This window comes from Candidatus Nitronereus thalassa (assembly GCF_032191465.1).
Lineage (GTDB): Bacteria > Nitrospirota > Nitrospiria > Nitrospirales > UBA8639 > Nitronereus > Nitronereus thalassa.
This window is the reverse complement of sequence record NZ_JAQOUE010000001.1, coordinates 2,264,741-2,276,964: the sequence shown is the minus strand read 5'-3', so window position 1 is coordinate 2,276,964 and position 12,224 is coordinate 2,264,741. Positions and strand designations below refer to the sequence as shown.

The window sequence follows — 12,224 nt, the reverse complement described above, 5'->3', positions numbered from 1 at the left end:
GATCTGGTTCGGACAAACTGTGGAGGGATACCACAAGTAGGAAAGCAGGGTCAATGCCCCCAAAAGACCTAACTGCACCAAAAAATAGGAAGAAAGGGCTAGGAGTAAAAGGCTTTCGCGATCTGTCTGGTCTGAAAAAGCAATGTCGAAAGCTGAGTATAACAGGCATGTCCATACAGGTGTTCTGCAGGTGAGCCTTCCCCGGCATCTTGGTAATCAATAAGGAAGCACCGGCCATCATTGGGGCATCGTGTCACCCGCCTTGCGCATTCCAGCCATCGTTCAAATCCATCGTAGGGTTCTAAGTTTTCCTGGAGGGTTTGATTGAATTCCTCTTGGAGTGGTGTGGCCGGGACCGCATCGGTGCTGGCCACGGCTAATTGCTGAACGTAGTCCCCGCCCATGACGGCTGGCATTTCCATAACGATGTTTGGCAAGTCCATTTTTGCCAGCCAACGTTTGCCATCGCTTCGTAGGGGGCGGTGGTTGACCAGGTGAAGCAATTTCCCGATTCCACTGGTATTCCATCCATACCGTATGGCCGTTCCTAAGGTGACGACATCCAGGGCAGGAAAGGATTGGTTTTGATTGGTGGCAAGAAATTGATCCAACTCCTGAAGATGGGTCAGGGCAGGTGGTGGCGAATCGGACTGTCCGTAAAATTGACCTAGAGCCTCAATGAGGTCTCCTCGAACAAAAGATTCCTCTGGCCCTAATAAATTCGAAAGCAAGGCTGTGAGTTGTCCAGCATGTCCATGGGCCAATATGAGAATCCGGTGGTCTTGGGTCAAATGCAGTTCTCGTTGAAGTCTCATCAATTCATGGAAAAGATAAAGTGCCCCTTCCATTCTTCCAAGGTGATGATGTCGGGATGACCAGAGGTGGCGAACGCAGGTAATTGGAGTTAATGTTGATGAGGAAAGAGCTTCCTGAAGGCCCTGTTGATATTCCGAGGAAAAATTTCCGTGATCCTTTACGCATTTGTCGATTCGGGTTTTAGTCGCCTCGTCATTGGCAAAGGGTGGGGTAAGGGTTTCATCCTCCCGACACTTTTGGTAATCCCCAGGTCTCAACATGGCCAGGAGTGATTCCAGACCTGGTATACCGCGGGAATACCCTCTCTTAAGCCCGCCAACTGCATCAAGACGCCCGGCTCCAAATAAATCAGCTCCCAAGTATGAGCCATATAATAGGAGAACTAGTCGCACCCCAGAATCATGGAGGGTTTTTCCGGCAACTCCTAACGATTCCTTCCATGCGGGGGAAAAGGGCGCAGCCCCGGGTTCAAGGGTCAAGTACGTAACTCGATTGGCAGGATCGGACCTGGAATATTTTGCATGATGAAAATTATTATCTTCCGGCATCAGTTCATGGCCCTGGTCAAGAAAATATTAGTAATTTTTAGACTATCTCTGGCTAATCTCATACCCTGAACGATAGTAGCCGTGCAACGGCGAACAAAGTGTACATAGTCTCACCAAGCATCTTTTTTGCCGGAACGCCTGAATAGATTACCGCAGTTGACCGTCAGAAAATTTGCGTGTTAAGTTGATTTCAACTGTTGTGGCAGGCGTTTTGTTTAATTTTGAAATTCGCAAACCCATAAATCTTTTCACCTAACATCACACAAAACTATCATGAATAATTCATTATCTTTCCGGCTTGCATCTGTTTTGGGATTGGGCATGGTCCTCTTGAGCTTTTGGCTTGTTCTTCCTTCCCCGGCTTGGGCTACGACCAATCATGTTCTTTTGTTTGTATTAGAAGGTGTCAACAATGAGGCGATAGAAGCCCATGATATGCCGATTCTCAAGAAGATGGCCAAAGAAGGGGCTGCCAAACTTGATGCCCAATCGGTTTCCCCTCCCCTCACAGTGCCCGCGATGGCGACTCTCCTGACTGGGGAACCTGTTGCCAGACATCGCGTGAATGCCGATTGGGAGACGTATGATTTCTCACGATCCTTTCTTCGGTCGCCCACCTTGTTTGATTATCTGGATTTAGCTGGTGGGGTGGATACCGCCCTCTTTATTATGGATGAGCGGTTTTATCAATTGTCCAGACCGGAAATTTATGTGGATCTGCAGACCTGCGGAAAATCCAAACCCCAATGCAACCCTGGGACCGTGGTGGGGTATATTGATGATTACCTGACCAAGGTTGTGAGCCAGGGTGGTTATGGATTTCGGCTCTTTGAGGTCCCGGGGCTACTAGTCATGCATGTGCCCGCGCCAATGGATGCCGCCTTAAAACGTGGATGGGATTCCCCAGCCTATTCCAAAGCCCTTTCGGCGACAGATAAAGCCATTGGAGATGTTCTGGCACTGTATTCTCGCCATGAAGTACTTGATAAGACCATGGTGATTGTCACGGGTTTAAATGGGCAGGGCTCTGGCGCCAATGGACAAAAAAATGGGTCGTTGGGTACGACCAACCTCGGGATGTCCGTTCCCTGGATTGCCTGGGGGGCAAACATTAAATCCGGGCACCGTATTGTCGCCCCAGTTTCTATCATGGATACCGGCGCGACGGTGATGGAAGCCTTAGGGCTCGAAACGCATACGGAATGGGAAAGTAAGGCACTCAATGAAATTTTCATCAAAACCCCTGAAAGAAAGACCACTGGCAATGAGAGCTTTGCACGATAAATTTCTCAATCACAGTACACGATCCGGATTTTTGTCCGGAGCTGCGCTTGGAATACTCCTTGCACTATTTCAGTTTGGATCTGGACATGCTGCTGATCCTGTGAATCCTCTGACGAGAGAACATACCATCACGATCGATCCCACTGCCCTCGACCCACCGACCTGGTGGCATGTGCCTGGAGTTACCCCCTTGATTTGGACCAAAGATCCGACCACATATGAATCCTTCAAGACGACTGAGGTGCATGAAATTAAATTGAAACCTGGAGAGTATCGATTTGGCACCTTTACCTTCGATTTTTTATTTCGCGTGACCCTTGATGGGCAATTAGAATTTTCGGAATCCTTATCTCAATGTGTCCAAGGGCGTGGCACCCATAAGCTGGTGATTGTATGCAGCCATACGCAACCCTATAAACAAGATCCTGATTACGACTATCCGAATCAGAATTAGAAGGGCACTCCATGTCCCAACGTGTACAAGATTGGCTTGAAGCTTTAGAAGATGTCGATGACGCCACACGCGAAGAAGCCGCCAAGGCGCTGGCGGAATTGGGCGACCCGAGTACGCTAGAAGCACTCCTGACCGCTTTAGAAGATGATTACTGGGCCGTCCGAGCTCAGGTGGGATGGGCCTTGGCAAAAATTGGTGGAGAACAAGCCATCGATGGGCTCATTACCTTGTTTAATGATAGCATGATGGAAGTTCAGGCCGAGGCGGTTTCCGCCATGGCCTCCATGGGGACGGGCACGGTTCCAAAATTGATCACCTGTTTAAAGGACGAACGCTGGCGGGTGCGCGAGCAATCGGCCAAGGCACTGGGTTTGCTCAAAGATCCTCAGGCGGTACAGGGCCTGACAATTACTTGCCGAGATCGAGATGGCGCAGTCAAAAGCGCTGCGGCGGAGTCCTTAGGTCGAATTGGGGATCCCAAAGCCATTCCGGCCCTCATTAAACTATTCAAAGATACCTCAAAGATCGTTCGAGAAACTGCTGGCACTGCTCTGGTGTATATTGGAAAGGCCTCCATTCCCGCGTTAATCGAAACCTTGAAAGATCCGCATTTTGTCGTTCGTTGTCACGGTGTTCGGGCGTTAGGCGGAATGACCACGGACTATCAAATGGGACGGGCCTGGACTAAAGATCCAGAAGTCGTGGATGCTTTAGTCGGCATGCTCAAAGACGAGGACCGCGCCGTCCGAGAAGATGCCACCATTGCCTTGGGTATCATTGGAGATCCACGGGCTGTTCCTGGTTTGATCGAGGCCATGAAAGATGGATCCGTCAAACGGCATGCCATTGCTTCCTTGGGAATGATTGGAGATGCTCGAGCCTTGCACCCAGTGTTAGATGCCCTGAAAGGGAAAGGGATTCCTCAAAATGGCACTCCAACGCCTGGGTGCATTATTAGTGAAGATCAGCTCATTAAGGAGTCGGCAGCCACGGCCTTAGGGCATTTCCGTGACCCCAAGGTCATTCCGGACCTTATTTTCCTGTTAAAAGACATTGTGTTACGAGAGTACGCCGCGAATTCACTCATTTTAATTGGAGACGTGGCCATTGAGCCATTAGTGGCTTTTCTTCATGACCCTGATGCCTCCAAGGTCGAAAAAGAAAGCGAGCGGGTATTGGCCTTTGCCTCGACTCGGTTGACTGCGACTAGTGCGTTAAAAAAGACCGTGTTAGAGACATTGGAAAAATTAGGATGGGAACCATTGAAAGAAGAAGGCCAGGATTCCCGTCAAGATCTGCAGTATACCGATACTGATAAAGTGCTCGGGACGGAAGGTCGATTCGGCGCCTCAGGGGATTTTGCTAAGCCCGCCAAGTCCTTGAAAATAGAACGGTAGGGTTCGGCGTATCTCGTTAAAAAATCTATCAATTTGTCACAATTTTTTAGCCTTGGAAGGCTTTGGGCGAGTTTGTTGTGGCTCCTCTTGTGGGGCAAACCCAGGAGAAAAGTCATTTTAAAATAACCGGGTTTTCCTTTCGAAATACGAAGGTCGGGATACGATCTTATCACGTTTTCTGAAAGTGAAGGATTCCCCACTTCAAATTTCCTGCCTTGCCGCCATCGACCCAATGTTGAAGGCCAATTTTCATGCGCTCAACATATTCGTCACTGCAGACACGGCTGAGGTTAAAGGTGTTGGCCTCAACTTCCTTAAGAACTCGGCCATAGTGATTTGCTAATTGCTTCGAATGGTCACTGATCGCAACTTCCTTAAATCCCAAGCCAAGCAGTAACTCCTTGTAGTATTGAACTGACCCTAAAGAGTCGAGATGAATCCGTTCGAGAATCGGTGTTAAGGCGTCCTTGGGGCAAGTTTCACTTTGCATGGGGTCCGTAAAAATAAACTGTCCGCCTTGGGCTAGGACCCGATGAACTTCTTCGAAGACTTTCTTCTTATTCCCGCTATGTAGAATGGCATCCTGGGACCAGACAATATCCACGCTATCATCTGGGAGGGGGATATCCTCAAAATTCCCATCGACGACATTAATGGCTAACGACAATCCGTCGCGGATATTTAATTCTCGATTTCGTTTGTTTTGAATTTCGCTCAGATTCAAACAACCAACATGACAACCAAATGCCTTCACTAAATATCGGGCAGAACCTCCATATCCTGATCCGATATCGAGCACACGGGTTCTTGGTCCAAGATCTTGAAGCATCGAAGCCATCGTTTCTACGGTGCGGCGACTCGCATCAGCAATGGTATCGCTTTCCTGTTCATACAAACCAATATGAATGTCCTCTCCCCCCCAGATGGTCGCATAGAAGCGGTCGGCATCGGTGCTATTGTAATAGGTTCTCGCGGTTTCCACGGTTTGAGAATAGGTTGAAGCAATATCGACTTTTTGGGAGCGCTCTTCGTTTTTATACAGTTTTTCGGCGACATGAATGAAAAAGTCTGGATCTTCGATGCGGTGGGTTTCTTGAAAATCCCCATACGTTTTGATTTGCTGAAAGCCAACTTGGCCCATAAGGTTTCGAACATATTCTTTCCGAAGCGGAAACATGTTCAGATGGTATTCGGAGTTATCTGGAAAGCGGTAACGAAAGCGGGCTAGCCCTTCATCCACATATTCCGGTTCTGCGGAAACATTATCACCGCAATAATAGTACACATGTTTTGAGGTGAACCCGTTGTCTAAAATCCCATCGTAGTTCCGTTGGTCGAGAATAAGTACGCCATCGTGTTTTAAGGCGGTATAGAACTCTGCCAGGGCCTTTCGTCGGTCTTGTTCGGAAAACAAATGTGTCAGGGAATTCCCCAAGCAGATGACGGCATCATATTTATTGTGAATGTCCCGGCTCAGCCATCTCCAATCTGCATGGATGGTCTGCAAAATAAACCCTGCTCGCCGAGCATTCTCAAATGCCTGGGCCAACATCTCAGGGCTCCCGTCGGCTGAGGTGACTTCGAATCCGGCTTTCAGAAGCCGAATTGAATGGAAGCCTGTCCCTGTGGCGACATCGAGGACCCTTTTAACTCCCCGTTCCTTCATCAGGTTAATGAAAAAGTCCCCCTCACTGGTGGCTCTGGCGTCCCAATCGATAAGTTCATCCCATTTGCGAACAAAACTATGGACATATTCCTTTTTGTATAGGTCGGTTTTTCGCTGGGCGATAGGGTTGGCTCCATAAGCCTGTTCTTTTGCCATCGTACAAATTCCTCCTTCAAACAATTTGCAATAACCTTGGACCCTTTAACCAAGGTTCCAGGAGCTTTCGAGCATTTCCCAAGTCGGTGGGGGGAAAGAGATCCTTCTGGATGTCAATGAAGAGTTTGAGTGTACCGTCATTCTTTGCCAAGGAGCAACCCCGGTTCCAGGACCGGGATTAAGTCTTGTGTTCTTAGGTACTTCCCTTCACACTGGAAAAATTCATTACTCCGATCAGGATTCAAGCAATGAATTTATTGAAATATTTGAAAATATTGCATATTTTTCAATGGTGACCATGATTTTTAGGTGGGAAGTCGTTTTATGGATAACATATGAGAAAGGTGTAACCAAAGGGTGAAGAACAGTCGTCCCGTTTTATTCGTATCGCTTGCTCTAACTTCGGTTTTTCTCATTTGGGGGGCCTTCGCCCCCAAGCAATTAGCCAAGGTTTCTGGCTCGATCCAAATCTGGTTATTGGATGCGTTTGGATGGTTCTATCTTCTGTGTGCCGCAGGCTTTTTAACTACCGTGATTCTACTTATTTTTTCCAAATATGGAGATATTCCCTTAGGACGTGACGGGGAAAAACCTGAATTCCCCCTGCTCACCTGGTTTGCCATGCTGTTTTGTGCCGGAATGGGGATCGGGTTAGTGTTTTGGGGGGCCGCCGAGCCCATCTCTCATTTTTATGATCCACCGTTTGGGTCGCCGGGTACCCCCGAATCTGCGCGGGTTGCTATGCAATATTCTTTTTTTCATTGGGGATTGCACCCATGGGCGATCTATACCCTCGTGGGTATGTGTCTTGCGTATTTCCAATTTCGAAAACAGGAGCCTGGCCTCATTAGCGCAAGTTGCAAGCCAATATTAGGGGGGAGTACAGATGGGCCCGCTGGCTATGCCATTGATATTATTGCGGTATTTGCCACGGTCTTTGGGGTAGCCACTTCGTTGGGGTTTGGGGCTATCCAAATTAGCGGAGGACTGTCTTATCTGTTCGGAGTCCCCAATACGATCAATACACAATTGGGCATCATTGGTTTGGTGACGGTGTTGTACATGTTGTCAGCACAGACGGGCCTGCAACGGGGAATTAAGTATTTAAGTAATTTGAATATGATCTTGGCCCTGTCCCTCATGGTATTCCTCCTTTTTTTAGGGCCAACCAAATTCATCATGGAAATCTTTACCTCGGCTTTAGGGGAATATCTCCATAAGTTGCCAAAAATGAGTTTAAATTTAGCTCCATTCGATAACTCAGGGTGGGTGCAAAATTGGACATTATTTTATTGGGCCTGGTGGATTGCTTGGGCTCCGTTTGTTGGTACCTTCATTGCCAGGATTTCACGAGGCCGGACCGTTCGAGAGTTTATTCTCGGTGTGCTATTTGTCCCGTCACTCTTTTGCGCCTTTTGGTTTTCGATTTTTGGGGGAACGGCCATCTCTTTGGAATTGTTTCAGCAAACCGGGCTTAACCAAGTGATTGAGGCCCAAGGGAAAGAGGTGGTCCTTTTTACATTGCTAGAGCATTTTCCCTTGGGTGGCCTCATGTCATTGATCGCCATTTTTCTCATTTCCACGTTTTTTATTACCTCCGCCGATTCCGCCACATTTGTGTTGGGAACCTTGACCACCAAAGGTAATTTAAACCCGCCAAATTCTGTGAAACTGACATGGGGGGTGGTGCAATCCGTGGTCGCGGCTGTGTTGTTGTGGTCCGGAGGCCTCAAAGGTCTTCAAACGGGGTCCATTCTTGCGGCATTTCCCTTTGCCTTTATCATGCTTCTTCTGTTGGGGTCACTTCTTAAGGCTTTCAAAATCGAATCCAAAACTAATGGTTAAGGGGTTGGAATACCTCAACACCGAAACATTGTCCTCTATTGTCCTCTAGTGAATCCCAGGAGAAGCGTCTTTTGAATCGATTTCTCACCTCCTGCGTTGCTTTGACCGCAAAAAAAACCCTGTGGTAAGTTGGCAGCATCGGATTTTTTCAACATTTTCTGTGATTTGGAACGGTTTCAGAATTCTGGGCCGATCAACAATTTTTGCATCGGAATTGCCAGAATATTTGCTTTGAATTAGGTAGGGAACGTTTTCACGAGTGTCGTGCATGGCTGATTATGTTGGTGAACAGATCGCCGCGTTACGGGATGAAGATTGGGGAGTTCGGGAGGATGCGGCACTCGCTTTGGGGCAATCTGGAGATCCTCGAGGAGTTCGCCCCTTGATCGACGCGTTGCGAGATTCCGACCGGGCAGTGCAAACCGCGGCCACGTCAGCTCTCATGGCCATTGGAGAACCAGCTATCATGGATCTGGGAAGTTGCTTACGAGATCCAGATTTATCGGTTCAAGAAGCCGCAGCCTCGATTCTATCCTCGATTGCTGATGAACGGGTGGTTGAACCCCTCATGTCGGCACTCCTAAGCGAAGATTGGGTGGTCCGTATGCATGCTTCGCGGGCGATGGCTCGCCTGGCCTGTCCACAAGCGATCGAGACTTTGGTGCTTCTTTTACAGGACAAAGTCCCTGCAGTTCGGGATGAAGCGATGTTGGCACTTAAAGCTATTGGTGAACATGTGATGACTCCCCTTCTGAACACGTTAAAGGATAAGGATTGGCGGGTTCGTCTCAAGACCACTGAAACTTTGGGTGTTCTGGGGTCAAAAACCGCTGTTCAGCCGCTGATGGGAATTGTAAAAGATGATCCGGATACGGCTGTTCGTCAGGATGCCATCCGTGCTCTGGGAAAGATTGGCGATCAGACGGCTACGGAATATTTATTAGGCCTTATAGAAGACCCTCGTCTTCAAATACAAGCGATTGAGGCGTTAGGGAAAATTGGCGATCGACGAAGCGTGCCAACCCTATTGAAGTTGGTGATACGATTAGATCCTCGTGAGTTTGAAGGACGGGTGCCGACCTGTGATGACGAAAAGTATGAGCGGGATTTAGCCCTGGTGGAGGCAGCGGTTCGCGCTTTGGCTCGATTAAAAGATGACCAAGCCATTCCGGTGCTAATTTTAGCTCTTCAGAGTACACTCGTCCGAAAAGAAGCCGCGGAGGCGTTAAGTGTTTTTGGTAAAGCGGCGATTCCACCATTGGTCGAGCAATTCAAAAAAGAACCGGACGAAAACATTCAGTATCATTTGAAGGAAACCCTCACTCGTTTAGGGTGGAATCCCAATCGGATTCGACTCTCGTGACGTAGAACAGCAGAAATTGTTAGAAAAACTCTATGCCTAGAGAAACAGTAGAAGTCATCGTTACGGAATTGGGCCACGAAGAGGATTGGCGTCGAATGCGTGCCACCGCTACCTGTCTTAAAGGTGGTCCCAAAGTCGTGGATCTCATCATTAAAGAAATTCAAACGGGCTCTCCTTCCTATAAAATTGAAGCGGCCAGAATGTTGGCTCGGATTCGTGATCCACGTGCCGGGGTGCCCTTAGTAAAATTATTGGCTGGTGAAGAAGAAGGCGTTCGTGAAGCGGTAGCTGCCTCCCTAGAACAGATGGCTGGTATTCTTGATGAACCGACGGCCGCGGCTCTGGTTGAATTATTGAAAGAAGAAGCCCTTCGCCCTCAGGTGACAGCGTTGTTGGGAGTCATTCCCACCTCAATCGAGCCTTTAACCAGAATGTTAAAAGATCCCGATGAAGAGGCTCGGATTAAGGCTTCGGAAATTCTCGACCATTTATTGGATCCTCGATCTGCGGATGCGCTTGTGGATGCCATGGGTGATCCGTCTATTCGGGATATGGCGGTTCAAACCTTAAAAAAACTTGGGGCTATTCGCGATCGTATTGATCAGGTGATGAACCAATTAAGTAGCGTGGAGGAGTCTGAGCTCCGTGAGGGTGCCCGCCAAGAAGCGGTAATCAGCCTGCATCCGATTGGCCGCCCTGCCGTGGAAATTCTCATTGAATATCTTGAAGACGACGACTGGGTCGTGCGGGAAGCCGCGGCGGATGTCTTGGGGAAAATCGGGGATGTTCGTGCCGTGGAGCCACTCATTGCCCGGTTGCGTAAGGACCCGGATACGGGGGTGAAGGAATTGGCGGCGAAGGGTCTGGGATTGATCGGTGATTCTCGGCCTGTGGACTTGCTCATTGATATGATTCCCATTAAACCCCTGCGAGTACTTGCTGTGGAAGCCTTGGAAAAAATAAAAGATATTGAAGCATTGCGGCCCCATGCCGAAGTGTTTAAACGATTGAAAAACGATCGTGATGGCCTGGTGTCTTATAATTCAGGAGTGATTATCGATAAGCTCGAAGCGGCCGCTGCTCAATTGGACGAAGAATTTTGGTTAGCAAAGGAGAATGTCAATGGCTGACAGTGATCGGATAGAGCAACTGCTATTATCGCTCCGGGATGAAAATGAGGGCTTGAGAAATCATGCGGCATCGGGCCTTGGGCAAATTGGCGCCTCCGCCATTCCAAAATTAATTGAAATGTTTGAAGATGACGATTTAGTCATTCGGGAAGCCGCGACCAGCGCCATGGTTCAAATTGGAGAGCCGGCCATTGATCCACTCATAGAGGCGCTCGAAGAGGATGAATGGGCGGTACGGGAACAAGCGGCTTCGGCGTTAGGAAAGTTGAAAACTCCGCGCGCGGTAGATCCCCTCATCAAAGCCCTCAAGGACAAAGATGGTGGGGTTCGGACTGCTGCGGTATGGGCCTTGGAACGGATCGGGGACTCGCGTGCGGTTCCTGCTTTGGTGGAATGTCTGGTGGATACGATGTTGCGCGAAGATGTGGCTCGTGTTCTGAAAAAGATCGGCGATGAGCGCGCCACGGATGCGTTGATCGAAGGATTGCAAGGGTCGAGTTGGATTGTGCGTCGGCATGCCGCAGAAGCCTTGGGAAAGATTGGAGATGCCAAGGGCTATGGACCATTAGTGGAAGCGCTTTCTGACGAAGACTGGCTGGTTCGGCGAAATGCCGTCGAATCCCTGGCCCGGTTAGGAGACACTCGTGCCATTGAGTCGGTCGTCCCATTACTTGAAGATGAAAACGAAATGGTTCGTGACACTGCTGAAGGCGTATTAGCCAGCTTGGGCTGGCAACCCAAGACGTGATACAAAGGTCTACTGGCTTGAGCAAATTTTTCGAAATACAGAATTTTCGTGCCAGGTGTTTCGCACCTGTATAGAAAGAAGGAGAAGTACCCATGGCAGATCCAGTCAAACTCGTTCAAATCATGCCCAAGAGCGCCAAAGTCGAAGGGTTTAACCTTGTGACGGAAAATGTCACGGCGATCCACTTGGAGGACAAACAAATAGAGATTGAATTACTAGCCTATGATGGCAAGACGGTGTTGCTTGAGGTGTCCGAAGAGGCATTGCCCGATCTTCAGCGGATCAAGCTCGGTGACGGCGCGACCCTCCGGGTAGTGGAAGAAGACGGTAAACGGGTTGTCAAGCAATTCCGTATTCGTTCCAAAGACCCCAATATGGTGAAAGTCGATGCGGCCTTGATGGATCTCAAGGATTCCCATTGGCTGAACCGGAAGTATGCAATTGAAGTCTTGGGGGAGCTGAAGGCGGCGGCTGCCGTTGATGAGTTGGTGGCCTGTTTGGACGATGAGGTGGGCGATGTTCGGAATCGAGCGTATGAATCCCTTATTAAAATCGGCGCGCCTTCGGTGACCAAAGTAATTCCGTTGTTGGTTGCTGAAGAAGATGAGCTTCGGCAATCTGCCACTGAAATTCTACGAAAGATTGGCAAGCCCGCTGTAGAGCCTTTGGCGGCAGCTCTTGGAGATGCCGATGCGACCTTGAAAAAACGGATTATGAAAGTGTTGGATCGAATGGGGTATAAGCCGAAAGAAGCGTAGATCGTGATGAGTTAGGCGTGATGCGTAAAGAGGAAAAAATAAGTTTTTCATGCTTTACG

10 protein-coding genes are annotated in these 12,224 nt (G+C 48.9%); 8 read left to right on the top strand and 2 right to left on the bottom strand.

Annotated features, from left to right (window positions below; all coding sequences use genetic code 11):
* Nucleotides 1–98: 98 nt before the first annotated feature.
* Nucleotides 99–1,364 carry a hypothetical protein gene (locus PPG34_RS10245; protein ID WP_313833180.1) on the bottom strand — a complete coding sequence of 422 codons (1,266 nt, stop codon included), beginning with the start codon at nucleotides 1,362–1,364 and terminating at the stop codon, nucleotides 99–101.
* Between the two features lie 273 nt (nucleotides 1,365–1,637).
* On the opposite strand from PPG34_RS10245, the gene PPG34_RS10240 reads away from it, so the two are divergent.
* The 3 genes from PPG34_RS10240 to PPG34_RS10230 are packed head-to-tail and all read left to right on the top strand — an operon-like array spanning nucleotide 1,638 to nucleotide 4,499.
* On the top strand, nucleotides 1,638–2,648 hold the full coding sequence (locus tag PPG34_RS10240) for an alkaline phosphatase family protein (protein WP_313833179.1): 1,011 nt from the start codon (nucleotides 1,638–1,640) through the stop codon (nucleotides 2,646–2,648).
* Nucleotides 2,629–3,102 carry a hypothetical protein gene (locus PPG34_RS10235; RefSeq protein ID WP_313833178.1) on the top strand — a complete coding sequence of 158 codons (474 nt, stop codon included), beginning with the start codon at nucleotides 2,629–2,631 and terminating at the stop codon, nucleotides 3,100–3,102. Before PPG34_RS10240 ends, PPG34_RS10235 begins: the two co-directional genes overlap by 20 nt.
* 11 nt (nucleotides 3,103–3,113) lie before the next feature.
* Nucleotides 3,114–4,499 carry a HEAT repeat domain-containing protein gene (locus tag PPG34_RS10230; protein ID WP_313833177.1) on the top strand — a complete coding sequence of 462 codons (1,386 nt, stop codon included), beginning with the start codon at nucleotides 3,114–3,116 and terminating at the stop codon, nucleotides 4,497–4,499.
* 169 nt (nucleotides 4,500–4,668) lie between these two features.
* On the opposite strand, the gene PPG34_RS10225 is transcribed toward PPG34_RS10230, so the two are convergent.
* Nucleotides 4,669–6,321, bottom strand: a complete 1,653-nt coding sequence (locus tag PPG34_RS10225; protein ID WP_313833175.1) for a glycine/sarcosine N-methyltransferase — start codon at nucleotides 6,319–6,321, stop codon at nucleotides 4,669–4,671.
* Nucleotides 6,322–6,678: 357 nt separating this feature from the next.
* Between PPG34_RS10225 and PPG34_RS10220 the strand changes: the two genes are divergently transcribed.
* From PPG34_RS10220 to PPG34_RS10200, 5 genes are all read left to right on the top strand, one after another.
* Nucleotides 6,679–8,166, top strand: a complete 1,488-nt coding sequence (locus PPG34_RS10220) for a glycine betaine uptake BCCT transporter (protein WP_313833174.1) — start codon at nucleotides 6,679–6,681, stop codon at nucleotides 8,164–8,166.
* Between the two features lie 268 nt (nucleotides 8,167–8,434).
* On the top strand, nucleotides 8,435–9,529 hold the full coding sequence (locus tag PPG34_RS10215) for a HEAT repeat domain-containing protein (RefSeq protein ID WP_313833173.1): 1,095 nt from the start codon (nucleotides 8,435–8,437) through the stop codon (nucleotides 9,527–9,529).
* 32 nt (nucleotides 9,530–9,561) lie between these two features.
* Nucleotides 9,562–10,659: a HEAT repeat domain-containing protein gene (locus PPG34_RS10210; RefSeq protein ID WP_313833172.1), complete on the top strand. Its 1,098-nt coding sequence runs from the start codon at nucleotides 9,562–9,564 to the stop codon at nucleotides 10,657–10,659.
* Nucleotides 10,652–11,407 (top strand): HEAT repeat domain-containing protein, encoded by a 756-nt coding sequence (locus PPG34_RS10205; RefSeq protein ID WP_313833171.1) that lies wholly within the window; start codon nucleotides 10,652–10,654, stop codon nucleotides 11,405–11,407. The genes PPG34_RS10210 and PPG34_RS10205 overlap by 8 nt, the downstream gene beginning before the upstream one ends.
* 92 nt (nucleotides 11,408–11,499) lie before the next feature.
* Complete coding sequence (locus tag PPG34_RS10200; protein WP_313833170.1) at nucleotides 11,500–12,165, top strand: HEAT repeat domain-containing protein; 666 nt, start codon at nucleotides 11,500–11,502, stop codon at nucleotides 12,163–12,165.
* The last annotated feature ends 59 nt before the right edge of the window (nucleotides 12,166–12,224 follow it).

Bases quoted from the DNA above. Each gene is read 5' to 3' on its own strand.
- PPG34_RS10245 (WP_313833180.1), bottom strand. From the start codon at position 1,364: ATGCCGGAAGATAATAATTTTCATCATGCAAAATATTCCAGGTCCGAT.
- PPG34_RS10240 (WP_313833179.1), top strand. From the start codon at position 1,638: ATGAATAATTCATTATCTTTCCGGCTTGCATCTGTTTTGGGATTGGGC.
- PPG34_RS10235 (WP_313833178.1), top strand. From the start codon at position 2,629: ATGAGAGCTTTGCACGATAAATTTCTCAATCACAGTACACGATCCGGA.
- PPG34_RS10230 (WP_313833177.1), top strand. From the start codon at position 3,114: ATGTCCCAACGTGTACAAGATTGGCTTGAAGCTTTAGAAGATGTCGAT.
- PPG34_RS10225 (WP_313833175.1), bottom strand. From the start codon at position 6,321: ATGGCAAAAGAACAGGCTTATGGAGCCAACCCTATCGCCCAGCGAAAA.
- PPG34_RS10215 (WP_313833173.1), top strand. From the start codon at position 8,435: ATGGCTGATTATGTTGGTGAACAGATCGCCGCGTTACGGGATGAAGAT.
- PPG34_RS10210 (WP_313833172.1), top strand. From the start codon at position 9,562: ATGCCTAGAGAAACAGTAGAAGTCATCGTTACGGAATTGGGCCACGAA.
- PPG34_RS10205 (WP_313833171.1), top strand. From the start codon at position 10,652: ATGGCTGACAGTGATCGGATAGAGCAACTGCTATTATCGCTCCGGGAT.
- PPG34_RS10200 (WP_313833170.1), top strand. From the start codon at position 11,500: ATGGCAGATCCAGTCAAACTCGTTCAAATCATGCCCAAGAGCGCCAAA.